The sequence below is a fragment of the Xanthomonas sp. 4461 genome (assembly GCF_024806475.1).
Classification (GTDB): domain Bacteria; phylum Pseudomonadota; class Gammaproteobacteria; order Xanthomonadales; family Xanthomonadaceae; genus Xanthomonas; species Xanthomonas arboricola_F.
The window spans coordinates 331566-357214 of sequence record NZ_JANTYV010000004.1; the positions used below are offsets into that span (position 1 = coordinate 331566).

The 25649-nt window shown below is 66.5% G+C and carries 21 protein-coding genes and 2 other RNA genes; 8 read left to right on the forward strand and 15 right to left on the reverse strand.

What is annotated here, in order from left to right; translation table 11 throughout:
* Positions 1–249: 249 nt before the first annotated feature.
* Positions 250–888, reverse strand: a complete 639-nt coding sequence (rsmG, locus tag FHY19_RS16230) for a 16S rRNA (guanine(527)-N(7))-methyltransferase RsmG (RefSeq protein ID WP_259167224.1) — start codon at positions 886–888, stop codon at positions 250–252.
* A 391-nt stretch (positions 889–1279) separates the two neighbouring features.
* Between rsmG and FHY19_RS16235 the strand changes: the two genes are divergently transcribed.
* Positions 1280–2872 carry an alkaline phosphatase D family protein gene (locus tag FHY19_RS16235; RefSeq protein ID WP_259167225.1) on the forward strand — a complete coding sequence of 531 codons (1593 nt, stop codon included), beginning with the start codon at positions 1280–1282 and terminating at the stop codon, positions 2870–2872.
* Here the strand turns inward: FHY19_RS16235 and FHY19_RS16240 are convergent.
* Positions 2851–3447 carry a 4'-phosphopantetheinyl transferase superfamily protein gene (locus FHY19_RS16240; protein ID WP_259167226.1) on the reverse strand — a complete coding sequence of 199 codons (597 nt, stop codon included), beginning with the start codon at positions 3445–3447 and terminating at the stop codon, positions 2851–2853. The two genes, FHY19_RS16235 and FHY19_RS16240, sit on opposite strands and share 22 nt — an antisense overlap.
* Positions 3448–3573: 126 nt before the next feature.
* On the opposite strand from FHY19_RS16240, the gene FHY19_RS16245 reads away from it, so the two are divergent.
* Positions 3574–3825, forward strand: coding sequence for a GlsB/YeaQ/YmgE family stress response membrane protein (locus FHY19_RS16245; protein ID WP_259167228.1), 252 nt, complete (start codon positions 3574–3576; stop codon positions 3823–3825).
* A gap of 194 nt (positions 3826–4019) precedes the next feature.
* Here FHY19_RS16245 and FHY19_RS16250 read toward each other — a convergent pair whose 3' ends face one another.
* The 4 genes from FHY19_RS16250 to FHY19_RS16265 are packed head-to-tail and all read right to left on the reverse strand — an operon-like array spanning position 4020 to position 9207.
* Positions 4020–4457, reverse strand: coding sequence for a GFA family protein (locus FHY19_RS16250; protein ID WP_259167231.1), 438 nt, complete (start codon positions 4455–4457; stop codon positions 4020–4022).
* The gene (gene xth / locus FHY19_RS16255; protein WP_259167233.1) at positions 4454–5233 is read right to left on the reverse strand and encodes an exodeoxyribonuclease III; all 780 of its coding nucleotides are present in this window, start codon (positions 5231–5233) and stop codon (positions 4454–4456) included. The genes FHY19_RS16250 and xth overlap by 4 nt, the downstream gene beginning before the upstream one ends.
* 52 nt (positions 5234–5285) lie before the next feature.
* On the reverse strand, positions 5286–6542 hold the full coding sequence (locus FHY19_RS16260) for a phosphodiester glycosidase family protein (protein ID WP_259167234.1): 1257 nt from the start codon (positions 6540–6542) through the stop codon (positions 5286–5288).
* Positions 6532–9207, reverse strand: coding sequence for a TonB-dependent receptor (locus FHY19_RS16265; RefSeq protein ID WP_259167236.1), 2676 nt, complete (start codon positions 9205–9207; stop codon positions 6532–6534). Before FHY19_RS16265 ends, FHY19_RS16260 begins: the two co-directional genes overlap by 11 nt.
* Positions 9208–9313: 106 nt before the next feature.
* On the opposite strand from FHY19_RS16265, the gene FHY19_RS16270 reads away from it, so the two are divergent.
* Positions 9314–10459, forward strand: a complete 1146-nt coding sequence (locus FHY19_RS16270; protein ID WP_259167239.1) for an ROK family transcriptional regulator — start codon at positions 9314–9316, stop codon at positions 10457–10459.
* A 94-nt stretch (positions 10460–10553) separates the two neighbouring features.
* Here FHY19_RS16270 and FHY19_RS16275 read toward each other — a convergent pair whose 3' ends face one another.
* The 4 genes from FHY19_RS16275 to FHY19_RS16290 form a co-directional block, all read right to left on the reverse strand.
* On the reverse strand, positions 10554–11267 hold the full coding sequence (locus FHY19_RS16275; protein ID WP_326521145.1) for a hypothetical protein: 714 nt from the start codon (positions 11265–11267) through the stop codon (positions 10554–10556).
* A gap of 92 nt (positions 11268–11359) precedes the next feature.
* The gene (locus FHY19_RS16280) at positions 11360–12250 is read right to left on the reverse strand and encodes a peptidyl-prolyl cis-trans isomerase (protein ID WP_259167242.1); all 891 of its coding nucleotides are present in this window, start codon (positions 12248–12250) and stop codon (positions 11360–11362) included.
* A 90-nt stretch (positions 12251–12340) separates the two neighbouring features.
* A non-coding RNA gene (locus tag FHY19_RS16285) (sX9 sRNA) lies at positions 12341–12416 on the reverse strand.
* A gap of 61 nt (positions 12417–12477) precedes the next feature.
* A complete protein-coding gene (locus FHY19_RS16290; protein ID WP_259158445.1) occupies positions 12478–13485 on the reverse strand; it encodes a glycerophosphodiester phosphodiesterase family protein in 1008 nt (335 codons plus the stop codon).
* A gap of 639 nt (positions 13486–14124) precedes the next feature.
* Here FHY19_RS16290 and FHY19_RS16295 point away from each other — a divergent pair.
* A non-coding RNA gene (locus FHY19_RS16295) (sX9 sRNA) lies at positions 14125–14198 on the forward strand.
* A 64-nt stretch (positions 14199–14262) separates the two neighbouring features.
* On the opposite strand, the gene FHY19_RS16300 is transcribed toward FHY19_RS16295, so the two are convergent.
* The 3 genes from FHY19_RS16300 to FHY19_RS16310 all read right to left on the reverse strand — a co-directional run bounded on the left by FHY19_RS16300 (position 14263) and on the right by FHY19_RS16310 (position 17766).
* Positions 14263–15990: a cation acetate symporter gene (locus FHY19_RS16300; RefSeq protein ID WP_259157763.1), complete on the reverse strand. Its 1728-nt coding sequence runs from the start codon at positions 15988–15990 to the stop codon at positions 14263–14265.
* Positions 15987–16304 carry a DUF485 domain-containing protein gene (locus FHY19_RS16305; RefSeq protein WP_101364961.1) on the reverse strand — a complete coding sequence of 106 codons (318 nt, stop codon included), beginning with the start codon at positions 16302–16304 and terminating at the stop codon, positions 15987–15989. Before FHY19_RS16305 ends, FHY19_RS16300 begins: the two co-directional genes overlap by 4 nt.
* Positions 16305–16374: 70 nt before the next feature.
* The gene (locus tag FHY19_RS16310) at positions 16375–17766 is read right to left on the reverse strand and encodes a porin (RefSeq protein ID WP_259157768.1); all 1392 of its coding nucleotides are present in this window, start codon (positions 17764–17766) and stop codon (positions 16375–16377) included.
* A gap of 295 nt (positions 17767–18061) precedes the next feature.
* Between FHY19_RS16310 and acs the strand changes: the two genes are divergently transcribed.
* Together acs and FHY19_RS16320 are read left to right on the forward strand one after the other, a co-directional pair.
* Positions 18062–20005, forward strand: a complete 1944-nt coding sequence (acs, locus tag FHY19_RS16315) for an acetate--CoA ligase (protein WP_259167243.1) — start codon at positions 18062–18064, stop codon at positions 20003–20005.
* A gap of 267 nt (positions 20006–20272) precedes the next feature.
* Complete coding sequence (locus tag FHY19_RS16320) at positions 20273–20941, forward strand: response regulator transcription factor (RefSeq protein ID WP_184421286.1); 669 nt, start codon at positions 20273–20275, stop codon at positions 20939–20941.
* A gap of 517 nt (positions 20942–21458) precedes the next feature.
* Here FHY19_RS16320 and FHY19_RS16325 read toward each other — a convergent pair.
* A complete protein-coding gene (locus tag FHY19_RS16325) occupies positions 21459–22367 on the reverse strand; it encodes a DUF4424 domain-containing protein (protein WP_259167244.1) in 909 nt (302 codons plus the stop codon).
* Positions 22368–22776: 409 nt separating this feature from the next.
* Between FHY19_RS16325 and FHY19_RS16330 the strand changes: the two genes are divergently transcribed.
* Together FHY19_RS16330 and FHY19_RS16335 are read left to right on the forward strand one after the other, a co-directional pair.
* A complete protein-coding gene (locus tag FHY19_RS16330; RefSeq protein WP_259167360.1) occupies positions 22777–23340 on the forward strand; it encodes a TlpA disulfide reductase family protein in 564 nt (187 codons plus the stop codon).
* Between the two features lie 4 nt (positions 23341–23344).
* Positions 23345–23548, forward strand: coding sequence for a hypothetical protein (locus FHY19_RS16335; RefSeq protein WP_012439607.1), 204 nt, complete (start codon positions 23345–23347; stop codon positions 23546–23548).
* A 269-nt stretch (positions 23549–23817) separates the two neighbouring features.
* On the opposite strand, the gene FHY19_RS16340 is transcribed toward FHY19_RS16335, so the two are convergent.
* Entirely contained in the window at positions 23818–25440 is a 1623-nt protein-coding gene (locus FHY19_RS16340; RefSeq protein WP_259167245.1) for a family 43 glycosylhydrolase, read from the reverse strand.
* Positions 25441–25649: the final 209 nt, after the last annotated feature.

Below are 25649 nucleotides of genomic sequence, written 5' to 3' on the forward strand. Positions count from 1 at the left end.
ATCCGCCCTGCGGGCACCTTCCCCCGCAAGCGGGGGAAGGGAGCTGGTGTGCTCGTCAAGGGCGGGGGAAGGGAGCTGGTGTGCTAGTCAAGGGCGGGGGAAGGGAGCTGGTGTGCTCGTCAAGGGCGGGGAAAGGGGCTGGTGTGCTTATCCAGCGAAGGCAGGCGCTGAGCTTGTCGGGGACGCTGCTCGCTCCCTCTCCCGCCTGCGGGAGAGGGTTGGGGTGAGGGCAGCTGAAGGCCGAATGGCTCAGGCCTTGCGCACCACCACCAGATGCCGCTCGCCCTCCAGGCCGGGCACCTGCAACGGGTGCACCTCGCGCAGCGTCCAGCCGGCCGGGAGCGCGGCGATCTCCTCGTGCGGGTAGACGCCCTTCATCGCCAGCAGGCTGCCGCCCGGGCGCAGCAGGTGACCACCGACGGCGATGATGCCGGCCAACGTATCCAGTGCGCGGGCAGTGAGGTGGTCGTAGGCAGCCGGCTCGTCCAGCGCCTCGGCGCGCGACTCGGCCACGCGCGCATTGCGCAGCGCCAGGTGACGCAAGGCCTCGCGCATGAACCGGGCCTTCTTGCCGTTGCTTTCCACCAGGGTCACCTGCAGCTGCGGGCGGGTGATCGCCAGCGGGATGCCGGGCAGGCCGGGGCCGGTGCCCAGATCGGCCAGCGTGCCGCTGGCGATGTAGGGCTGCATGGCCAGCGAATCGAGCAGATGGCGGGTGACCATCTCGCGCGGGTCGCGCACGGCGGTGAGGTTGTAGGTCTTGTTCCAGCGCACCAGCAGTGCGAGATAGCGCAGCAGCGGCGCGGCGAAATCCGCCTCCAGGGATTGGGCCTGCAGGCCATGCGCCAGCGCGGCGGAGACATCGGGGGCAAGTGCGGCATCGTTCATGGCGCGATTATCGCAGTTGGCGATGGCATGGCGGGATTGGGGATTGGGGATTGGGGATTGGGGATTGGGGATTGGGGATTCGGGATTGGGAAGCGGGAAGCGGGAAGCGGGAAGCGGGAAGCGGGAAGCGGGAAGCGGGAAGCGTCGATGCTCGCAGGAACGATCTGAAGCAAACCGGGCGTGCATCGACGCAGCCGGCCTGCGATTGACGGCCCCGACACGGCGTCGCATCGCAGGCGTGCCGCACGGCGTGTCCGGCGATACGGCGCAGCCCTGGCCGGCATCGGCGTGATCCCGGTCACGCGCCCTGGAGCCGTGCCGGTGTCGGACACGCAGCGGTAAGACAGCGGCGCTACATCTGCAGGCTCCCCCACTGCGTGAAGGCCCCCTCATGACCGCTTCCGATCCCGCGCGCCGCCGCGTGCTGCAAGGTTTGGGCGCCGGGCTATTGCTGCCGGCGGCCGGCGGCTGGTCTGCACGCAGTCTGGCCGCGCCTTCCGGGCGGCCGATCATCACCGATGGCGTGCAGAGCGGCGATGTGCGCGACGGCGGCGCGTTGCTGTGGGCTCGCGCGGACCGCCCGGCGCGGATGCGGGTGGAATGGGATACGCGGCCGAGCCTGCGCCAGGCGCGTCGCGTAGATGGCCCGATGGCCGTGCCCGCCCATGATTTCACCGCGCGCGTGGACCTGGACGGATTGCCGCGCGACCAGGACATCTTCTACCGGGTGCGCCTGGAGGACGCCGACAGCGGTGTCCTGAGCGCGCCGGTGCATGGCCATCTGCGCAGCGCACCGCAGACCCGACGCGATGTGCGTTTTGTCTGGAGTGGTGACACCGTGGGCCAGGGCTTCGGCATCAATCCCGATATCGGCGGCATGCGCATCTACAGCGCGATGCGCGCACGCAACCCGGATTTCTTCCTGCATAGCGGCGACACCATCTATGCCGACAGCCCGATCCCGGCCGAGCTCACCGTGGAAGACGGCAAACGCTGGCGCAATCTCACCACTGCGGCCAAGAGCAAGGTAGCCGAAACGCTGGACGAATTTCGCGGCAACTACCGCTACAACCTGCTCGACGAGCATGTGCGCCGCTTCAATGCCGAGGTACCGCAACTGTGGCAATGGGACGACCACGAAACCACCAACAACTGGTCGCCCGGCAAGCAATTGGATGCGCGCTATCAGGTGCGCGACATCCAGGTGCTGGCCGCACGCGCACGCAAGGCGTTTTTAGAATACGCACCGATGCGCGGAGTGCGCGCCGACGGCAATGGGCGCATCTATCGCAAGATCGGCTATGGCCCGCTGCTGGATGTGTTCGTGCTGGACATGCGCAGTTATCGCGGCGCCAACAGCGACAATCTGCAACCCACGCCGAGCGCGGAGACCGCATTTCTCGGCGCCGAGCAGCTGGCCTGGTTGCAGCGCGCGCTGGCCGGCTCACGCGCGCAGTGGAAAGTGATTGCCGCCGACATGCCGATCGGCTTGCAGGTGCCCGATGGCGAAGAGGGCAACGGGCGCCCGCGCTGGGAAGCGATCGCCAACGGCGATGACGGCGCACCGCGCGGACGCGAGCAGGAGATCGCCGCGCTGCTGCGTTTCATCAGCCGCGCGCGCATCCGCAACACGGTGTGGCTGACCGCCGATGTGCATTATTGCGCCGCGCATTACTACCACCCGGACCGCGCCGCGTTTCAGCAGTTCGAGCCGTTCTGGGAATTCGTCGGCGGGCCACTCAATGCCGGCAGCTTCGGGCCGAATGCGCTGGATGCCACCTTCGGGCCGACGGTGGTGTTCCAGAAGGCGCCGCCCGCGCCGAACACCTCACCGTTGGCCGGGTATCAGTTCTTCGGCGAGGTGGAGATCGACGGCGCCAGCGGCGTGTTGACGGTGACCTTGCGCGATCTCGATGGCGTGGCGCAGTTCCGTCAGCCGATCCTGCCGTATGGCACGGCGCCTCACGCGGCGGGCCGGGGATAGAACGCCAGCGCGGCACGGCAGTCCGGCGCGGCCCACCATTCGTGCAGCTGCCAGTGCGCTGCATCGCCCAGCTCGGGGTCGCACCACTGCAGGCGCAATGCGCCATCTGGCGCCAGCGCATACGCCAGCCGATGCAGACCGAACGACAGGCCATGCCCGTAGGCCTTGAGCAAGGCCTCCTTGGCGCACCACAGGCGGAAAAACAGCGCCTGTTGTGCGTCGGCCTCCAGCGCCGCCAGCAATGCAAGCTCGTCCGGATGAAAGAAGCGCTGCGCGATATCCAGCAGGCGCGGTCGTGCACGGATGCGTTCCAGATCCACCCCCAGCCGCACGCCACGACCCAGCCCGACCAGCAGATACTCGCCACTGTGGCTCCAGCCGGTATCCCAGTCGGGCAGCGCCGGTTGCAGGCCGGGGCGACCGCGCGCATCGCGCAGCAGCGGCACCTCGGCCGGGTCGATCGCCAGGGCCGGGCCAAGCAGCTGCCGCGCCTGCGGTTCGCCACGCTCACCCGGCCGATGCGGACGCAGCCAGAGCTGCACCGGGCCGTGCTGCCAATCGGCATGCACTGTCACGCCGTGCACACCAACCCCAACGCTTGGACCGGGCGCATATCGCGCTCGACAGCTGCTTCACGGCCCGCTGCGTCCAATGGCGCGCATGCACCGCTCCCGGTGCAAGCGAACGAGGAGATTGGCACCATGGGCATCATCATCTGGTTGATCATCGGCGGCATCGTGGGTTGGCTGGCCAGCATCATCATGCGTCGCGATGCACAGCAGGGCATCATTCTCAATGTGGTGGTCGGCATCGTCGGTGCCATGATTGCCGGCTGGTTCCTGGGCGGCGGCATCAACCAGGCGATCACGGTGATGACGTTCGTGTGGTCGTTGATTGGTGCAGTCATCCTGCTGGCCATCGTCAACCTGTTTACCCGAGGCCGTGTGCGCTGAGCGCACCTGACCATGCGGTTCGCGCGCTCGTCAGGGACGTACGGACGGCGCGTAAGAAACGTAACGGACGCGTCCTCCACGTCGATTCCGGTCGGGCAACTCTGAGCTGACGGTTGCTCACTGATGTTGCTGGTTGCGCTACATCGCACCATCGCGGTTGCTGCAATGCCCGGGCTTGCCCGGGCATTGTCGTTTCAGCTGCCGGCAGCCATACGGTCAGCCGGGTGGTTGACGCCGTCTTCCACCGGCACCGCGATGTTCAGTGCGTAGGGGTTGACGCCTTCCAGGCAGCCGACGTTGTAGCCGTACTCGTTGGGATTGGAGCGGCGGCGGTGATGGGTGTAGATACCGCAGACGCCGCAGAAATAATGCGCGGCGGCGTGGGTGTTGAACTGATACAGGCGCAGCACGTCTTCGCCCTGCAGCACGTGCAGGCCATCGAGCGTGACCGAGGCGACGATGGCGCCACGGCGGCGGCACATCGAACAGTCGCAGCGGCGTGGATCGAGCAGGCCGTGCGGCAGGTCCAGGTCGATCTGGACGGCGCCGCAATGGCAACTCAGGCGGTGCACCGGCCCCAGCGTCACATCGCCGATCTTGTGGGTGCTGCGACGCAGATGACGCTCGCTCATGCGCCAACCTCCGCCAGTTCCACCCAGGCCGGGGCGTGGTCGCTGGGGCGTTCCCAGGTGCGGGGTTCGCGGTCGATGCCTGACCTGATTGCGCGTGCGCGCAAGGCGTCCGACACCAGGGTCAGGTCGATGCGCAGCCCCAGGTTGCGGCGGTACGCGGCCTGGCGGTAATCCCACCAGCTGAACTGCTCGGCCTGATCGTGATGCAGTCGGAACGCATCGTGCAGGCCCAGCGCCAGCAGTCTTTCCAGCGCGGCGCGCTCGGCGGCGGAGGTGAGGATGTGGGTCTCGTTCCACACCACCGGGTCGTGCACATCGCGCGCATCCGGGGCGATGTTGAAGTCGCCCAGGACCACCAGCTGCGGATAGCGCTGCAGCTCCTGCGCGATCCACTCGTGCACCGCATCCAGCCAGCGCAATTTGTAGGCGTATTTGTCGGTGCCCACGTCCTGGCCGTTCACCACGTACAGGTTGACGATGCGCACGCCATCGACGGTGGCGGCGATGACGCGTTGTTGCACGTCATCGAACCCCGGGATGCCCATCTGCACGTCCAGCGCCGGCGCGCGCGACAGGATCGCCACGCCGTTGTAGGTCTTCTGACCGCAGAACACGCTGCGATAACCGAGCGCGGCCAGCGCCGCATCCGGGAACTTGTGGTCCTCCAGCTTAGTTTCCTGGATGCCCACCACGTCCGGCGCGAAGTCGGCGAGCCACTGTTGCAGGTGCGGCAGCCGCACGTTGAGTGAGTTGACGTTCCAGGAGGCGATCTTCATGGCGGAGGCCGTGGTCCAAACCGCCAATGGTACCGCGCCATCTGCCGACGCCTCAGGGCTGTCCCGCGATCCGCACCCCCAACTGGTTGGCCACCGGGCGTTCGCGTCCCGGAATGCCGGTGTGGATGGGGCGGTTGAGCGTGCGCACGCGGCCGTCGACACGGGCGGCCAGGGTGCTGGAGCCGCCGCCGTCCAGGTTGATGGCCGCGTGGGCGCCGAGTTGCTGCAGCACGGCGGTCAGTGCGTCCAGGGTCATGCCGTCGCTGTAGCCGGGCTGGCGGCCGTCGGCCACCACCATCCACAAGGTCTTGCCGGCACGGTCCAGGCCCAGCGCGCTACGCGGTTCGGGGCCGTCGTAGTAGTCGGCACGGCTGGCTTCGCGCGGTTGGCGCCTGCCATCGAGCAACAGCAGCGGGCCGGCGCCCACACCGACGCGTGTGCCGGCCGGGCAACTGCCGCGCACGATATGCACCGCGTTGCGCGTACTCACGCAGAAAGCGGCATCCACGCGCGCATCGCCGGTGGCGGCGGCCGAATCGAGATGGCCGTCGTCGATCGCCAGGCCTTCGGCGGTCACGCCCTGCCCGACTTCCGGCACGAAGGCCTTGTCGAACAGATGCCCGCCATCGAACGGCAGGAAGTAGTCGGCATTGATCGCCAGCGCCAGCCCGCCATCGCGCACGAAGGCGGTGGTGGGGGTGGCGAGAAATTCGCCACCGCCGCTGCGGTCGCCGTGCGTGCCGACCAGCTGCAGGCCCGGCGTGGTCAGGTCGATCCGTGCGATGTGCAGCATCACCGGCTGCGGCCCATCCACGCGCTGGCGCCAGTAGCGCACGCCGGGCGCCAGCGTGACCGGCGCGGCTGGCGCAGGCACCGCCTGCACCAGCGGCTCGATGGCCGCGCGGGCACGCGCCTGCGCGTGGTCCAGCGCGGCCAGCACCGCAGCGATGCGGGCCGGCGGCGTGCGCAACAGCAGGGCTTGCGCCGGTGCCGACTGCAGCAGCTGCGCCAGATCCGCGCAGCGCGCGCCGGTGCAGGGCTGCGCGTCGCTGCCGACCCGTGCCGGGCCCTCGGCATCGTCGATGACCTGCAGGGCAATGCGATTGTGCTCGGCCGGTTTGCAGCGGCTGACTGCCGCCAGCACATCGTCGGGCCACTGGCCCCAGCAATCGCCGCTGACGATGGTCTCCATCGCTACGAACGGCGGCGTTGCTGCGGGCGTGGTGGCTTGCCGGCCGCACGCATTGCCGATGGATGCTGCCATCAGGCAGGCAAGCAGCGCCGACGCAAGACGTCGATCAGAACGCATAGTCCACTCCCAGGTAGTACGCGCGGCCGTTATCCAGTTGCTCGCGCATCAGTTGCTGATCGGCGCCGATGACGCGGGTCAGCCGCGCATTGCTGAGATTGCGGCCCTGCAGGGTCATGCGCAGCTTGTTGGTGAAGCGCCACGCCAGCTGCGCGTCGTAGCTGGTGATGGCGTCGTAATAGCGGTCGTTGACGCGGTTGTCCGTGGCCGCCGACAGCAACTGCAGGCCGGTGTAGTTGGCGCTGACGCGCGCACTGAAGCGGCCGATGTCATACAGCAGCGAGGCATTGGCGCTGCGTTTGGGCGATTCCATCAGGCCGGGCAGCGCGCGCAGGCTGCCATCGCTCATCTGCACGTCGGCGGTGCGCGGATCGAGCAGGGTCAGATTGGCCATCGCGCCAAGATGCGACCAGGCGCCGGGCAGAAAATCGAAGCGCGTATCGATGGCGGTGAACTCGACGCCGCGCACGCTGGCCGCACCGGTATTGATCGCCTGGGTGGTGGTGACCTGATAGGTGCCGACCAGCCCGCCTGGATCGCGCTGCAGATCGGTGCTGGTGACGCGCACGATCTCGTCGTCGATGCGCTTGTGGAACAGCGCCATCGACAGCTGCGCATCCTGATCCGGATACCACTCCAGCGACAGGTCCAGATTGTCGGCGCGGCGTGGGCGCAGCTGCGGGTTGGCGATGCTGCGGTTGATGGTCAAGCCGGTGGTGTCCACCACCGGACTGCTGTTCTGGCCGATATCGCCGTAGGTGGGTAGGCCGATGCTGCGGCTGCCGGCCATGCGCAGCTTCAGCGCCGGGGTGATGTCCCAGGCAAGGTTGGCCGATGGCAACAGGAAGCGGCGGTCGCTGGCGTCCGATTGCTGCAGATAATTGGTGGTGCTGCTCAGCGGCTGCGGCACTGCGCTGAGCACCTCGCGTTGCAGATACTCGTTGCGCAGGCCGAACGTGGCCTGCGTGCGCTCGCCATGCCAGGTGCCCATCAGGTAGGCCGCGCCATTGCGTTCGTCGATGCGGAAATCGCTGATCGCACTGTTGCGCGCGTTGGTGCCTGCCAGCACGTAAGCGCCTGGAGAGGCGTCCGCAAACGCGGCCACCCGCGCCGGATCGACCAGCAGCAGGCAGCTGAAATCGGCGTACGGGCAGATGCGTGCATCGTCGCTGCCCACGGTCGCCAGGCTCACCCGCCCCACCGGATTGCGGCGTACTTCATCCAGGTTGTAACGCTGTTGCAGATCGCGGTACTGCAGGCCGGCGCGCAGCCCCCACCCCTGCGCATCGGCATCGGCGTTCTGGCTGTAGTCGACCTTGACGGTGGTGGTGTCGGTGCTGCTCTTTTCCACCCGGGTCAGGAAGTACGACTGCAGGTAATTGGCCGGATTGCCGTAATAGCCGGGGTCGACCAGGGCGATGGTCGGGCGCGTGTGGTCGCCCAGCGCGTAGCCGAATCCCAGCCGTGCGGACGCGGACGCGGTGAAGACATCTTCGCGCGTGTCTTGTCGATACTTGCCGGTGGCACGGTTGAACAACACATCGAGGTGGCCCTGCTGATGGAGGCGGAAGCTGCCGCTGGCCTGCGCGTAGCGCAGCGTGCGGGTCTGGTCGAAGCGGTTGGCATCGGTCTGTGCGCTGCCCTGCGCGTAGCGGCCGGCGTCGGCATCGGCCACCGCCGCATTGCCGACCCGGTTGATCCACTGCGAGCGACGTTGTTCGTCGTTGTCGTGTTCGAAGGAGCCGGCGCTCAACGCCAGTTTCAGCGCATCGCCATCGTCGTACTCCAGCTTGCCGAACACGCTGCGGCGCTGACGCACCTTGTCGTAGCTGAGCGGGCGGAACCGGTCCGGCGCGATCGCCATGCCGTCGGTGTCGAGCGTGGGAGTCAGGGTCTGCCGTGCGCCGTTGGCGTAGTAGCTGTAGCTGTCGATGGCGGTGTTCAACGACGCCGAATCGCGGCGGAAGTAATCGGCCGACAGCACCACGCCGAAGCGATCGTCCGGCCCGAAGGTGTCGCTGACACTGCCCTGCACCTGCCCGGACGGGCCGCTGCCCTGCAGTTGCCGGTGGTTTTCCCAGTCGGCCAGGTTCGCGCGCACGCTGGCGAACGGGCCGTCGTGATCGAACGCGCTGCGCGTACGCAGCGACGCGATGCCGCCGATGGCATTGCTGTCCATGTCGGCGTTGAAGGTCTTGTAGATGTCCACCTGCTGCGCCAGCGATGCGGGGATCACATCCAGCGACTGCACGCGGCGGCTGGTTTCGGTGGATGGCAGCGCCACGCCGTCGATCAGCACCGTGTTGTAGTCGGGGTTGAAGCCGCGCAGGCTCATGAACTGCGCTTCGCCGCGGCCGTTGTTGACAACCATCGACACGCCCGGCACCCGCTGCAGCGCTTCGCCCAGGCCGAAGTCCGGGATCGAGCCGATATCGTCGGCAGCCACGCCATCGGAGACCACCGCCGCTTCGCGCTTGGCGCCGATGGCCTGGCGGATCGACAGGTGCTGGCCGGAAACCTGCACGGTGTCCAGCTGTACCGGTGCCTCGCTGGCGGGAGCCGACGCCGCCGGCAGCGGCTCGACGGCACGGGCATTGAGGCTGGTGCCGATACACAGGGCCAGCAGACAAAGACGGGGGCACGGGTGGGTGCTGAAGCGGGACATGGGGCGGCCGGTCGAGGATGAGCTCGACAATTTAATAACTTACTGTGAATTAATTATTTCAGGCAGGCGCAGGTAAGCTAGCCGCTCCCCCGTGACACCGCGTGCCATGCCTTCCACCGTCGCTTTTGCGCTGCCTCCGCACGCGCCAGCCCTGCCCGGCTTGAGCCTCAACGAGCGCGACATGCTCGACCGCCTGCGGCTGGCCGGGGTGCTGACCCGCGCCGACCTGAGCCGCGGCACCGGGCTGACCGTGCAGACGGCGGTGCGCCTGATCGAAGGCCTGCAAACGCGCGGCATGGTGCAGATGGGCAGCAGCATCGCCCGTGCCGGGCGCGGCAAGCCGGGCGTAGCGGTGTCGTTGAACCCGGGCCACGGCCACACCCTGGGCATCTCCATCGCCACCGACGCGCTGAGCCTGGCGCTGATGGATTTTTCCGGTGCGGTCCTGGCCGCCACCGACGTGGCGCTGACCGATACCACCTTGTACGGCGTGCTGGCCCAGCTCCAGGCCGCCGATGCCGCGGTGCTGGCGCGTGTCGACACGGCAGGCCCGCGCCTGGGGATCGGTGTGGCGGTGAGCGGGTTCTTTACCGGCGTGGACAGCTTCATCAATCCGCCCGAGCCGCTGCGCGCCTTGGGCCAGATCGCGCTGTGTCCGTGGCTGGCCGAGGCCTTTGCGCAGCCGGTGTGGATGGACAATGACGGCAGCGTGGCTGCGGCCGGCGAGGCGATGCTCGGCGCGGGCCGGCGATACCGCGACTTCGCCTACCTCTACCTCAGCTACGGCTTCGGCGGCGGGCTGGTGGTCGACGGCCAGGTGCTGCGCGGCGCGCGCGGCAATGCCGGCGAGTTCGCCGGCATGCTGCCTGCGCAGAACCTCGAACGCGCAACGCTGGAACTGCTGCGCGAACTGCTGGCCGACGACGGGATCGCGCTGCCGGATATACGCGCGCTGCTGGCCGCCTACGACCCCACCTGGCCGGCGATCGAGCGCTGGATCGCACGCAGCGCGCCGGGCGTATCGCTGATCGTCTCGGCGATCACCGCGGTGTGCGACCCGGAGGCCATCGTGTTCGGCGGTCGCCTGCCGGCCGATCTGGCGCAGCGCCTGATCGCCGCGGTGCAGATCGACAACCAGCCGCGTCGCGGCCAGGGCCGCCCGCTGCCGGCGCTGCTGCCGGCCGAAGCGCCGGCCGATGCCTGCGCGATCGGGGCGGCGACGCTGCCGTTGAAGGCGCGCTACTTCCGTTGAGTGGCGGCCATGCCGTGGCTGCGGGCGCCAGCGGGTACGTTGCCTGGTCGCCGGGCGCACGCGCGATAGCGGCAATTGGCCTGGATGCCCTGCATCACCGAGCTGCCGCAGCGCGTGTGCGGCAGCAATAGCCGAACAATTCCACCGCCAGCGCACGTGCCTGTTGCTGCTGCTGTTGGGTCATCGACTCCAGCAATTCTTCATCTGCCTGCAACGGTGCCGCAGCATCCAGCGCGCGGCCTGGCGGTTGGCGCGCGGCCAGCCGCCACGCAGCGGCATACACCGGGTCGGGTGCATGCAGCAGCGGCGATTCCACTACCTGCGCCAATGTCTCGATGGCGTCGCGATGGCCTGCCAGCGCCAGCGTTTCCAACTCGGCCACAAGCGCTGCCACCTCCTGTTCGTCGCTCGCCGACAGTTGCGCGGGCACGCCGGCGGGTGCGGCGGCCACCGCACGTTGCAGCAGCTCGGTCGCGCGCTGCGCAAGCAGATAGCGTTGCGCGTCGGCATCGCCGTGCGTTGCGGCCGTGCGCAGCAGTGCCTCGATCTGCAGCTGCGTGCCGGCGACGCAGCGACGACCCTCCACCGGCGGCAGGCGCGCACCGCCGTGCGCGATCTGCGCTGCCCGTTGCTCACCCTGCTGGCGACAGGCCAGCTGTTGCATGGCGCTGTCGAACAGGCCCTGATCGATGCGCGCAGGCGGCTGCGACGATGCCCCCCCCGCATGCAGCCCATGACTCGCAGCGACGCCGCTCTGCAGGTGCGGCGCGGCAAGCGTGTGCAGGCTCCACGCCCCGGCAACCGCCATTGCCCCTGCCGCGCATACCGCGCCCGCCAGCGGCCAGCGCGACCGGGGCCGATGGCATGGCCGCGCACCGACGTTCAGCGCCGGCGCCGGCATCAACGCAGCGCCGCTTCCAGCGCGGCGCGATCGAACTGCAACGGATTGGCCTGGCGCAGACGTTCCAGCGCAGCGGTGGCGGCCTGGTCGCGCAATTGCACTTCGATCTGCCCGCGCGCTGTCTCCAGCGTGGCGGGTATGCGCGCATCCACGCGGATCAGGTGATATCCGTCCAGCCCGCGGACAGGGGCCGAAACCTGCCCCACGCCCAGCCCCTGCACGGGCGCAACAAAGACATCGGCCACGTTGCGCAGGAAGATCGATGACAACTGGCCACCCTCGGCCGCGGTGCTGCCGTCGTCGGATTCGCGCATCGCCAGCTCTTCGAAGGGCGTGCCGGCATCCAGCTGCCGCTTGAGCCGCTGTGCGCGTGCCAGCGCCTGTGCATCGGTCAACGGTGTGCCACGTCGGGCATCGCCTTCGGGCTGCAAGGCCACGAACAGATGGCTGAGGCGGACTTCGTCGTAATCGTGCGGATGCGCATCGAACTGGGCCTGCACCTGCGTCGCGTCGATGGACGCGGCATCGCGTGCGCGCCGCCGCATTGCCTCGGCAAGAATGGCATCGGTGGCCTGCCGGATGTGCGCGGCCACCACCGGGTCGTCTTGCAGATGCGCCTGGCGCGCCTGCTCCATCAGCAGCAGCCGGTCGGCGAATTCGCGAACGAAATTCGGGTCGGCCGCAACGGCCGGATTGGCGTTCTGCGGCAGGTCGGCCAGGGCCAGCGCGCGATACTCCGGCGCACTGAAAGTCTGGTGTCCAATCTGCAGCACTTTTGCGGAAGCCGCGCCAGTGTGCAGCAGTGCATCGGCCGTGGCGGCCTGCGCCAGCGGTGTGCAGCAGGCAAGGCTCAACCAAAGCAGCCTGAAACAATGCGGTGTGGAAAACATGGGCAATCTCCGTCATGGCATGAACCGGCGGCGGCAGGTGCCGCCGCCGGGACTGCCGGCCCGCACGGGCCGGCAACAGCTGCTGAGAGCGGCTAACGAAACGTAGCGAGCAGCCGTCAGGTGGGCGTGGGCGACGCGGAGGAACCGGAGTGTACGAGTGGTACATGAGGATTCCGAGCACCGGCCGCGCCCGCCTGGCGGCTGCGCAGTAGTTTTGTCAGTTGCTCTTAGTCGTGCTTGCCGCGCGCACGCAGGTAGGCGATGGCCGCTTTCGGGTCGTCGCTGGTGATCAGGCCAAAGGCCTCGTCGCGCACGATGAAATCCAGATTGCCGCGATTGTCGGCCGTGTCGCGGCCACCGCCGTAGGAGAAATACAGATCCGACAGCGCGTAGCAGCAGGCGCCGCTGTTTTGATAGAACTTGCCGGCAGACGGGCCGTCCGGAATCGCCTGGAACACGCCCACGCGATACCCACGCTCGCGAATGAAATCGGCATCGCTCTGCAGCAGGCCGCCGAGTTGCTTGACGTTGATCTCCATCGTCTGATGACCGTCGTTCATCCATGCCGAGATGGTCTGGCGCACATTGATCTTGCCCAGCATGTTGGTGGTGAACACCGGAATGCCGACCATGCCGCTGCCATCGGCACGGTAGGCATCCCGGCTGGTGTACAGCGTTGCATTGACCTTGGCGGCGACATAGCTGCCCGATGCCACACCGAACTGGCTCTCGGCGGCCTTGCGCACTGCGCGTACCGTGGCCGCGTCCTTGATGTCGAACACCATCGGCGTACGCAGGTTGTGTTGCTTGTAGTAGGCGAACAGTTCATCCACACGCGGTACGTGATAGCCGGTGGTGGTACGCCGATCAGGCGTCAGCAGGAACAACTGGCTGACCTGCGACCACGGGGTGACCAGGACCGACGGGTTGACGCCCTGATTGGTGATCGGGTCGTACTTCACGCCGGGATGTTGCTGCCACACGGTGGTGGTGCGGCCCAGGTTGTAGTCGTGCAGCAGGACCGGCACGCCATCGCTGGTGAGCTTGACGTCCAGCTCCACACCGTCCATGCATTGGTCGTTGGCAATCTGCAGCGAGCCGCGCGAGTTTTCCGGCATGTCGGCGATGCCGGCGTATTTGCCCCACAAGCCACGGTGCGCCAGCACAACGGTGTTGGAAGAATTGAACAGGATGCGTTGCATCTTGATGTCGGAGCTGTCGTTGCAGGCGGCCATCGCCAGCTGCGGTAGTGCAGCCAGCAGGGCCAATGCGCCGAACAGGCGGCAGGCGCGGGCCAGCGGATGTGGAGCGAGGAGGGTAGGCATGGTCTCTGTGTCCCGGTTCGTAGTTGCAGGAAGGGCAAGGGATGGACGAGAGCCGAGGGGTCGACGCAATCGGCGAACTCGCTTGCAGCGCACTCGCCGGCCGGTCGATACCGGGGGAGAGGCCAAGCCGGGCGTGATCAGCGTTCGGCTTCCGGGCCAATTTAGTCACTCTCGATGACTTAATTTCTTCGCTGATGTTGCCGTTCTTCGTAGTTGCGCAGGCGTAGCGTGAAAAACGAAGCAGGCGCCGGGGATAGTGTTGTTGGCGCGCAAGTGCGCGGCGCTGGCGCTCCTGCGCGCGCAGCGCGTCGGACACCTGCACACCAAACTCTGATGTCGCCTTGCGCCAGGGTCCTTCCGACGCTGGATCACGGCCGGTATCCGCGCTGCGCGCACGGTCGACCGGTAAAGGTCCCGGCCCTCGTGTTGGCGGATGAGCGTAGATACGTGGCAGCACAGGCACAGACGCTGCCCGCTCTGAGCCTTGGAGCGAGGCACAAAACTACCGCGCTCACTGCCGGGAGGACGCGGCCGGTGCTAGGTGCGAGCATGTACCACTCCTACACTGCGGTTGCCGCGCCGTTACCACCCACCTGAGCACTGCTCGCTACGTTTTGTAAGCCGCTTGCCCAAAACGCGGAACGCCGGCACTAGGCCGGCGTTCCGCGACTGCTCGGTGACTGCACGTCAGTGACCCGACGCACCGCTGGCACCCAGGCCGGTTTCGGCGCGGATCTGCTGGGCCTTGAACGCTGCGCGTTCGTTGGCCGCCTGCGGGCTGTGATCCAGGATCGAGAACAGCCAGATGCCCACAAAGCCAATGGTCATCGAGAACAGCGCCGGCGAGGTGTACGGGAACGGCGCCGACCCGGCCGCGTTACCCAGCGTGTCCACCCAGACCGACGGCGACAGGATGGTGAGCACCAGCGAGGAGACCAGCCCCAGGAAGCCGCCGGTCACCGCACCGCGGGTGGTGCAGTTCTTCCACAACAACGACAGGATCAGCACCGGGAAGTTGGCCGAGGCCGCAATGGCGAAGGCCAGCGAGACCATGAAGGCCACGTTCTGCTTCTCGAACACGATGCCCAGCAGCACGGCGATCACGCCCAGCACCAGGGTGGTGGCGCGCGAGACCTTCAGCTCCGAACCCGGCGCCGGATTGCCCTTCTTGATCACCGTGGCGTACAGGTCGTGCGACACCGCCGAGGCGCCGGACAGGGTCAGGCCCGCGACCACTGCCAGGATGGTGGCGAAGGCCACCGCCGAGATGAAGCCCATGAACACGTTGCCGCCGACCGCATTGCCGACCAGCACCGCCGCCATGTTGGCCGCGCCCTTGCCGCCGTGGATGGTGCCGGTGGTGACGTCCGCAAACTGCGGGTTGGTCAGCACCAGTGCGATCGCACCGAAGCCGATGATGAAGATCAGGATGTAGAAGTAGCCGATCCAGGTGGTGGCCCACAGCACCGACTTGCGCGCCTGCTTGGCATCGGGAACGGTGAAGAAGCGCATCAGGATGTGCGGCAGGCCGGCGGTGCCGAACATCAGCGCCATGCCGAAGGAGATCGCCGAGATCGGGTCCTTCACAAAGCCGCCAGGGCCCATGATCGACAGGCCGGCCTTGGCCGCGTCTTCCTGCGATGCACCGCCGTTGGCCGCAATCGCCGTCTTCACCCGCACGCCCTCGGCAAACAGCGCCTCGAAGCTGAAGTTGAAGTGCCACATGATCGCCACCGCCATGAAGGTCACGCCGGTCAGCAGCAGCACCGCCTTGATGATCTGCACCCAGGTGGTGGCGGTCATGCCGCCGAACAGCACGTAGATCATCATCAGCACGCCGACCAGGGTCACCGCGACCCAGTAGTCCAGGCCGAACAGCAGCTTGATCAACGCACCGGCACCGACCATCTGTGCGATCAGATAGAACAGCACCACCACCAATGTGCCGGAAGCGGCGAAGCTGCGGATGGCGGTCGGCGCGAAGCGGTAGCCGGCCACGTCGGCAAAGGTGTACTTGCCGAGGTTGCGCAGCCGTTCGGCCATCAGGAAGGTCAGGATCGGCCAACCGACCAGAAAGCCGATCGCATAAATCAGGCCGTCGTAGCCGTTGGCCATCACCGCCGCGGTGATGCCCAGGAACGAGGCCGCCGACATGAAGTCGCCAGCGATCGCCAGGCCGTTCTGGAAACCGGTGATACCGCCACCGGCGGTGTAGAAGTCAGCGGCCGACTTGGTCTTGGCCGCCGCCCACTTGGTGATCCACAAGGTGCCCAGCACGAAGAAGCCGAACATGCCGATCGCCACCCAGTTGGTGGGCTGCTTGTCGACCTGGCCCATGTCGCCGCCAGCGGCCAGTGCGAGGCCTGCCGGCAGCAGGCCGGCCAGAATCAGGAGAAGGCGCGAAGTCTTGCTCATTTGCGGGCTTCCTCGAGGATCTGCGCGGTCAGCTGGTCGTAGGCGCTGTTGGCGCGACGCACGTAGATGGCGGTGATGACGATGGTGAACACCATCACCCCGATCGCGATCGGAATGCCGATCGAGGTCACCCCGGCGCCGATCGGTTTGGCGAGGAATTCCTTGTCGAAGGCGATCAGGCCGATGTAGCCGTAATAGGCGAGCAACATCAGCACGGTCAGCGTCCAGCCCAGCGTATTGCGTTGGCGTTTGAGCGCGTGGTACTTCGGATTGGCATCGATCTTGGCGATCAATGCGTCATTCGAGACGGTCATGGTCTGTCTCCTGGAGTGCGGGCGGCACGGCCCGCCCACTTGCGTGGCGGGCCGCCGGCGGGGGTGAAGCTTAGAAGCTGTACTTGGTGGTGAATTGCAGGCGCGAGATGTCGCCTGAATCGCCGTTCTCCGCTTCGCGACGGCCGTACATCAGCTCGGCACCCACATCGACCTTGGGCAGCGGCGAATAAAAGACGTTGGCGCGGATGCTCTGCTGCGACTTGCTCGCCAGCCCGCCGGTATTGGCGATGTCGTGGTCGTAATTCACGCGCGAATACATGATGGTGCTGCGCAGCTTGGCGTTGTAGTCGTGGCGCCAGGCCACCCAGCCGGCGATCGTGCTGACGGTCTGGATGTTGCCGTCGATGTCGATCTCCACGTCCGAGCCGTTGCCCAGGCCCAGATAACGGCCAAGACCTTCGCCGTAGCTGAGCTGATAGCGCAGATCGTTGTTGGCGTTGATGATCCAGCGGCCGCCGCCGGCGATGGCGCCGCCGAAGTCGGTGTCGTTGGTCAGCGCGCTGCGGGTACGGTACTGACGTGCGATCGCCGACAGACCGAACGTGCCCCAGGTGCCCTTCCAGTTGTAGCGCGCAGTCAGATCCGGCATCGCGCCGTGGTCCGAGGCCAGGATGGTGTTGCCGCCCTGGTAGGGCGTGGTCAGCGTTTCGGGATTTTCTGCCGACACGCTGAAGGCACCGCGGGTGTAGCGGATCTGGGTCTGACGGCTGAACAGCGCGCCGTCGGTCGGCCCGACGATGTCGGCGGCCTCCGGCAGGATCGTGGAATCGATGAAGTTGGACCAGGTCTGGCCGGCCAGCCAGTTGTTCCAGCTCATGTAGGCATGCCGCAAGGTGCCGCCGTACAGATTGTTGACCTGGTTGGCGAGCGCGTTGCCGAAGAAATCCAGTTCGATGAAGCCGGTGAGCTTGTCGCCGTTTTCGGTCACCGTGTCCACGCCCAGGTTGAAGCGCGAGAACTTGGCGTGGAAGTCGGTGTCGGTGCTCGACGCCTGCCCCCCGACAGGCGTCTGCGTCGGAATGTACAGGTAACGCCCCACCGCACCTTCAGGCAATGCGCCGTCGCTGGTGCGGGTGGTCATGAAGTCGGCCTTGATGAAACCACCGTAACGGAACGTTGTCCCCGCCGCTGCGTTCGGTGTGATGCTGGTGACCTGGATCGGCCGCTTGCCGGCCGGGACCACAGGTGCGGGCGCGGCGGCTGGCGTTTGCGCCTGCAAGGTGCGCACCTCGGTGACCTGGGTCTGCGTCTGGGCGATCTGGCCCTGCTGTTGTTGCTGCGCAGAGACCAGCAATTGAACCTGACGCTCGAGCTCGGCAATGCGCGCTTCCAGCGCCTTTTCCTTGGCCGTCTGCGCAAACGCCACGCCCGGCAGCATGATGGCCACGAACAAGGCTGCGGCCAGCGGTTTGCGCACCAACGGTGCAATACGGTGTGTCATGGAACCCTCTCCCCAATGAAGGCCTCGCGCTTGATGGCGATGCTGTGCGGAGCGTGAGGCAGTCCGCGGTTTGCAGCCTATTCGCCTTTGGTCGTAGCTGCAACGCAGCATTCCACAAGGTGACCGATGGCCGCACCAGGACCCGCAATGGATGTGCGCCAGCGCACGCCACTGGTTACGACCATGGTCTAAGGCGCCGTTGACCGCCGGGACAGAATGGATACGGCACACTGATTGCCTACCGAGGGCAGCCGCAACGCCCTCTCCCGACAAGTTCATCGCAAGTGAGGGTGCCATGGCTGATGTTTATCCCGTCGATCCCGCGTTCGCCAAGGGCGCACGCGTCGATGGCGAGCAGTACGCAACGCTGTACCGCGAATCGATCGAGCATCCCGAGCAGTTCTGGGGCAAGGCCGCGCAGCGGCTGGACTGGTTCAAGCAACCCACCCAGGTCAAGGACGTCAGCTTCGCGCTGGGCGACTTCCATATCCGCTGGTTCGGCGACGGCGAACTCAATGCCAGCGTCAACTGCCTGGACCGCCAGCTCGCCACGCGCGGCGACAAGACCGCACTGCTGTTCGAACCCGACAGCCCGGACGCGGCGTCTTACCCGGTCACCTACCGCGAGTTGTACGAGCGCGTCTGCAAGCTCGGCAACGCACTGCGCAATCTCGGCGTCAAGAAGGGCGACCGCGTCACCATCTACCTGCCGATGATCGTCGACGCCGCTGTGGCCATGCTGGCCTGTGCGCGTATCGGCGCGGTGCACTCGGTGGTGTTCGGCGGGTTTGCCGCCAACTCGATTGCCGACCGCGTGATCGACTGCCAGAGCAAGTTGATCATCACCGCCGACGAAGGCCTGCGCGGCGGCAAGAAGATTCCGCTCAAGGCCAACGTGGATGCGGCGTTGAAGATTCCCGGCACCAACACGGTGGAAACCGTGCTGGTGGTGCGCCACACCGGTGGTGCGGTGGAGATGCAGGCACCGCGCGATCGCTGGTTCCATGACGTGGTCGACGGCCAGCCGGCCGAGTGCGAACCCGAGCGCATGAACGCGGAAGATCCGTTGTTCATCCTCTACACCTCCGGTTCCACCGGCAAGCCCAAGGGCGTGCTGCACACCACTGCCGGCTATCTGCTGTTCGCCAGCTATACGCACGAAGTGGTGTTCGACCTGCGCGAGGACGACATCTATTGGTGCACCGCCGACGTGGGCTGGGTCACCGGTCACAGCTACATCGTCTACGGCCCGCTCGCCAATGGCGCCACCGCCGTGATGTTCGAAGGCGTACCCAACTACCCGACCGTCTCGCGCTTCTGGGAGGTGATCGACAAGCACCAAGTCACCTTGTTCTACACCGCGCCCACCGCGATCCGCGCACTGATGCGCGATGGCGAAGCGCCGGTCAAGAAGACCTCGCGCAAGAGCCTGCGTCTGCTCGGCAGCGTCGGCGAGCCGATCAATCCGGAAGCCTGGCGCTGGTATTACGAGGTGGTCGGCGACAGCCGTTGCCCGATCGTTGATACCTGGTGGCAGACCGAAACCGGCGGCATCCTGATTTCGCCGCTGGCCGGCGCGGTCGATCTCAAGCCGGGCTCGGCAACGCTGCCGTTCTTCGGCGTGCAGCCGGCGCTGGTCGATGCCGAAGGCAAGATCCTGGAAGGCGCCACCGAAGGCAACCTGGTGCTGCTGGATTCGTGGCCGGGGCAGATGCGCAGCGTCTACGGCGACCATCAGCGCTTCATCGACACCTATTTCCGCACCTATCCGGGCAGCTACTTCACCGGCGACGGTTGCCGCCGCGATGCCGATGGCTATTACTGGATCACCGGCCGCGTGGACGACGTGATCAACGTGTCCGGCCACCGCATCGGCACCGCCGAGGTGGAAAGCGCGCTGGTCTCGCACCCCAAGGTCGCCGAAGCGGCGGTGGTCGGCTTCCCGCACGACGTCAAGGGCCAGGGCATCTATGCCTACGTCACCTTGATCGCCGGCGAAACCCCAAGTGAGGAACTGCACAAGGAACTGGTGAGCTGGGTGCGCAAGGAGATCGGCCCGATCGCATCCCCGGATCACCTGCAGTGGGCACCCGGCCTGCCGAAGACGCGCTCGGGCAAGATCATGCGCCGCATCCTGCGCAAGATCGCCGAGAACGCCCCCGACCAGCTCGGCGACACCTCGACCCTGGCCGATCCATCGGTGGTGGATTCGCTGGTAAGCGAGCGGTTGACGCGCTGACGCGCGTCGGGGAATGGGGAACCGGGAACGGGGAATCGTTGACGCGGTTCCCTGAGCAGTGGGACGAGTCGGCGGGACTGGGGATTCGTGGAAACGGTCCCCAGGCCATTCCTCCCCATCTCGATGTTGATCTTTCCAATCCGTCGCACCAACTTCGCCACCCCGCTGTTGCCGTCTTGTTGTTGCTGTTGCTTGCCTTTCTGCCCTTTGCTGTTGCCTTTGCAATTCCCGATTCCCCACTCCCGATTCCCGATTCCCGGCCCCTCAATGACCACCCTGCTGATCGCCGACGACCATCCCCTGTTCCGTGAGGCCTTGCGCGGGGCGGTGCAGCGGGTCATGCCGGGCGTAAAATTGTTCGAAGCCGACAACGTGGATGCGTTGTACACGCTGGCCGACGCGCAACCGGACGCGGACCTGCTGTTGATGGATCTCAACATGCCGGGTGCGCAGGGCTTCAGTGCGTTGGTGCATATGCGCTCGCTGCATCCGCAGTTGCCGGTGGTGGTGGTGTCCGCACGCGAAGAGCCCACGGTGATGCGGCGTGCGATCGACCATGGTGCGTTCGGCTTCATTCCCAAATCCGCAGACTCGGACACCATCGGTCGCGCCTTGGCCACGGTGCTGGATGGCGAGCGCTGGATCCCGGCCGAAGCACAGAACCTGCCGCCCACCGATAGCGAAGAGCGCGAGGTCGGCCAGCGCCTGCGCGATCTGACCCCGCAACAGTTCCGGGTGCTGCAGATGCTCGGCGCAGGCCGGCTCAACAAGCAGATCGCCTACGACCTGGGCGTGTCCGAGGCCACCATCAAGGCGCACGTCACCGCGATCCTGCGCAAGCTCGGCGTCACCAACCGCACCCAGGCGGTGCTGATGGCCGGCAAGCTCGCCATCGATGCCGACGGCATCGTATTGCCGCCGCCGGAAGAGGACTGACGCGCAGGCATATGTCTGCATGCGTCGGGGCTGGTCGGTAACGCTGCGTCGCGCCCGGGTGCGCTCCTACGTGTGGTGACCGATATGTTTGCCGCCACTGTTGGACGGCGTCGACAGCAGTCCAGTTGCGCACAACGCAACGCGGTACCAGCGTAGGAGCGCACCTGGGCGCGATGGGCATTCTCGGCAAAGCTCGCTTTTTGCAGAAGACAACTGTGCGTTGGCGCGCACGACCGTAGTGGGCATTACCCGGTAAAGCTGCGTCGCGCCCGGGTGCGCTCCTACGTGCGATGGCCGATATGTTTGCCGCCACTGTTGGTCGGTATCGACAGCAGCCCACTTCCGCACAACGCAACGCGGTACCAGCGTAGGAGCGCACCTGGGCGCGATGGCCTTTCTCGGCAAAGCTCGTTTTTGCATAAGACAACTGTGCGTTGGCGCGTACAACCGTGATGGGCGTTGCCCGGTAACGCTGCGTCGCGCCCGGGTGCGCTCCTACGTGTGGTGCTTGTCGTGTCTACTCCGGCGCGCGCACGAACAGGATGTTCAGATCGCGCATCGGCACGAAGTTGGCCTGCTTGAACTGGAAGGTCAGCGGGTCGATCTTTTTCAGCTCGCCGTCGAAGCACAGGCTGAGGATGTCGCTGGCGGCCTGCTTGCGGATGGTCAGCTGGAAGTCCTTGATCGGGCCGTTCCAGTTCTTGCCGGTGGTGAGCACGTAGCGCAGGTTGGCCCAGGCCAGGCCGGACTGGCCCTCGCGGCGCTGCATGCTGGCCTTGGTGGCCGGTTCGATGCAGGTGTCCTTTGCATAGGACTCCAGCAGATACGTTCTGGGCTGCGGCACGCCGGTGGACAGGCTGGGCGCGTACGCATGCCGGATCTGCACGCTGCGGCGCGCCGGAAATGCCTGTTGCCAGACGAAGTACTCGTTGAGGGTGAAACGCGGTTGCGCGTCGGTATCGACCCAGCGCGCGGGCAGCGGTTTGCGACCTTTGGGCGCAGTGCCGGATTCGGTGAAGGCGGCCACATCGTCCTGCGTCCAGCCGGTGGCAGCGAACGCCTTGGAGATGTCACTGCCGTCGTCCAGCAACACCACCAGCTTGCGCGTGGTGGCGACCGGCTTGCCGTCCACCCAGAGTTTGAAATCGGTGAGTTCGCTGTGGTCGGCCATGCCGAAATACATCGGCGGCATCGGGAAGGCCACCGGCACGCTGAGGTCGCGCTCGCTGTTGTTGGTGAACACGTAGTCCACCTGCACGCGTTCTTCGCTGAGCAGCAGCGCTTCCTTGTCCATGCTGATGTCGGGCTGGTGCAGCAGCCGGATGGTGCCGTTGTCGTCGCCAAAACTGCTGTCGTTGGCGTGCGCGCTGGCGCAGACAAGCAAGGCCAGCGCCAGCAGGCGGCGTGTGGAAAGAAGCGTATGCATGGGTCCCCTGGTACCGGCGCGCACCGACGCGCCGCAGGGCGCCAGCATGCCACGCCATCTCCACGCGCAGCAGGGCCCAAGCGCCACGCCGCTGCGACTGCCCGCAACCGGGTGCGACGCGCTTGCGCACCCTACGTGGGCCGCTGACAAGCCAGGCGTTGTGCAACCAGACCGGTTGGCAAACCATGCGCACCGCGTACAGACCGCGCGCACTTGCGCAACTGACGGCTGTGTCACGCCGAAAGACTGGCAGGCCCAAGCGCTGCGGCGTGATCGCCTCCACAGCCAGGTACCGCGCGCCATCGCAGTTGTCGATATCACCATTGACCATATGCTGATGCCTGGACAAGGCTCGTGCTCACGCGATGCAACCGGAGCACAGATGGCGCGACGTTTTCCATGGCTATGGTTGGGCTTGCTGGCAGCATGCGTGCTGGTGGCGGTGCTGGCATGGCAGAACCAGCAATTGCGCACGCAGCAACAGTGGCTGCAGACGCGCGTCACCGCGCCGTACGCGGGCATGTATGTGCCAACCATCGCTACCACTGGCATGGACGGGCACAGCTATACGCTGGGCGCCGCGCACGGGCAGCCACAGGTGCTGTTCTTCTTTACCACCACCTGCCCGTACTGCAGGCGCTCGGCGCCGACCATCGTGCGTGCGGCGCGCCAGTTGCAGGCCAACCTGCCGGGCCGCCCGCAACTATTGGGCGTGTGTCACTGCGACCCGGCGCAGGCTGCGCGCTATGCGCACGTGCATGGTTTCGATTTTCCGGTGGTCACGCTGACCGACCGCCGCGCGCTGATGCTGTTTCGGGCGCGCAATGTGCCATTGGTGATGGCCGTCGATGGGGAGGGGCGCGTGCGCCATTCCCATGTCGGCCTGTTCGATACCACGGAGCGGGTGCAGGACCTGGTCGCCGCGTTGCGCCGCACGGATGCGCCAGCGGCATTGGCAACGGTGAAGGAGTGAGTGCATGAACAAGCGTTGGTTATCTGTGCGCAATGCGTTGGTGGCAGCGGCGTTCCTGGCCAGTACCGGCTTCGGCGCATTTCAGGTCATGGCAGGCAGCAACACCCAGCCGACGACCGAGGCCTGCAGCGCATGGCAATGCGCGGCCGAGTGCCCGGAATTCGGCGGTCAATTGGGGCAAGGCAACGTGTGCTATTGCTGCGGCTAAGCCGTCAGGCGGGGCCGCGTGGCCCCGCTTCTTGCAGGTGCGCAATGCAAGGCGCAATGCGTGCAAGGCAGCAACCGCCTGGTTGGTATCGCGTTGGACGGCGCGCGCGACGTGCGCTGTTTTTGGCGCGTTTTCGCAATGTATCGCTCTCCGCAGGCGCTGATTGCCGACACCGCAGCGCGGCCTTGGCAATCGCGCCGTCCTTCGCTCATGCCCTCCGTATCATGGCGCATGCGTCGGCCACGTACCCGACGCGACCAGCAGCCGCATCAGCCCAGCGCGCGGTACCGGAAATCGCGCAGCACCACTTCGCCTTGCTGCGCGGCATACACGCCCAGCTGCAGGCTCAAGAAACCGCCGAACACGTTGTGATGGAATCCGGACACTTCCATGCGCGTGGGGTGGCGTATCCATTGCCGGCCGTCGTCGAACGAATATTCAAAGCTCACGACGTGGCGATCGTTGGTCAGCCGCACGCGGATGCGGCGGTGCGTATTGGGCGCGCGTGCCCACGCCAGTTCTTCTGAATACTCGTAGGTCTTCATGGTGTCGGCGGTGAAGCCGATGCCGATGAAGGCCTTGTGGTTGTAGAACAGCACGATGCCGCCTTCGGCATCGCCGACCAACTCCAGCGTGACCTCGGCGGCGTAGGCGCGATCGGGCACGCCGCAGGTCAGCGGCGCGCTGTCGATGGGCGATGTGCCCGCGCAGGTCAGCGTCAACGCCTTGTTGGCCCGCCGCATGCGCGCCTGCTCGCCCGGCTTGGGCGCGTGCAGGCTCCATTGGGTGCCGAATCGGTCGGTGGAAAAATCATCGGACAACGCGACGCCGGTGGCTATGGACGTACCGCCGGCGGCAGCGCGTGCCGGCGTGCGCAACGGCGTGGACAGGTCGCCGCCGGTGGCGCGAAACCAGCCGTCGGCGGTCCACTCGATCGGCTCCAGCAGGGTCTGACGCCCCAGGGTACGGAAGCCGTTTTCGTAGCCGTGATAGACCAGCCACCAATCGCCACGTGGGCCTTGCACCAGCGTGGCATGGCCGCGCGACCACCACGGCTCCTGCTCGGACAGCGTGCGCACCAGCGGATTGCGCGGACAGTGTTCCCACGGCCCGTGCACCGAGCGCGAGCGCGCAGCGATGACCATGTGCCCGGTCACCGGGCCGGCGGTGCCGCCGACGGCGGTCACCAGATACAGCCAACCGTCGTGCCAGGTGAGTTTGGGGCCTTCGGGCGCGAAGTTCTCCACCACCCAGTCGTCGGGATAACGCCACGGCGCGTAGGCCGGTTCGAGTTGCCCATCGGTGGCCAGGCCATCGTCGCGCAGGCGGATCTTGCGGATGCCGTTGACGAACAGATAGCGCTTGCCGTCTTCGCCCACCACGTGGCCGGGATCGATGCAGCCGGCGATGTTCAGATCGATCGGCGCGCTCCATGGCCCGCGGATGTCATCGGCCCAGATCACGAAGATCGACCAACCCTTGTCGTCGGGATTGGCCGGGATATAGATGAAGTAACGGCCGTCGTGCTTGCACAGATCCAGCGCCCAGATCGTGCCCAGCTCCTGGCGCAGCGCAGGGCCGATCGGCGTCCAGTTGATCAGGTCGGTGGAGTGCCACAGCACGATGCCCGGGTAGGAAAAGAACGACGAAAACGTCATGTAGTAGTCGTCGCCATCCTTGAGGATGGTGGGGTCCGGGTGATCGCCGGCCACGATGGGATTGAGGTAGGTGCCGTTGCCCAGGTCTGCCTTGCGCTGGCCTTCGATGCCGCGCGCCCACTGCGGCGGATGCGCGCAGCCCATGGCTGGCGCCTGCGCGGCAGCCGGCAGCGGCGCGACCAATGCGCCTGCGGCCAGCACCTTGAACAACTCCCGCCGTGTCGTGTCTGGCATGCATCAGCTTCGTCGGATCAGGGCTGCCATCTAGCCTGACGCGCCGCTACGAGGCAACCGCGCAAGCGGCGTTATAGGAACTGGTGATGCGGCATTCGGATTTCGAAATAGCAACACGTTCTTGGCGTTGCAGCGGGAGGAACAGCGTCGCTGCGGTGCGTGTCTTCGCTGCGCAAGCGGGTCCGCCGCGATCAGGGTCGCGCGGGGTG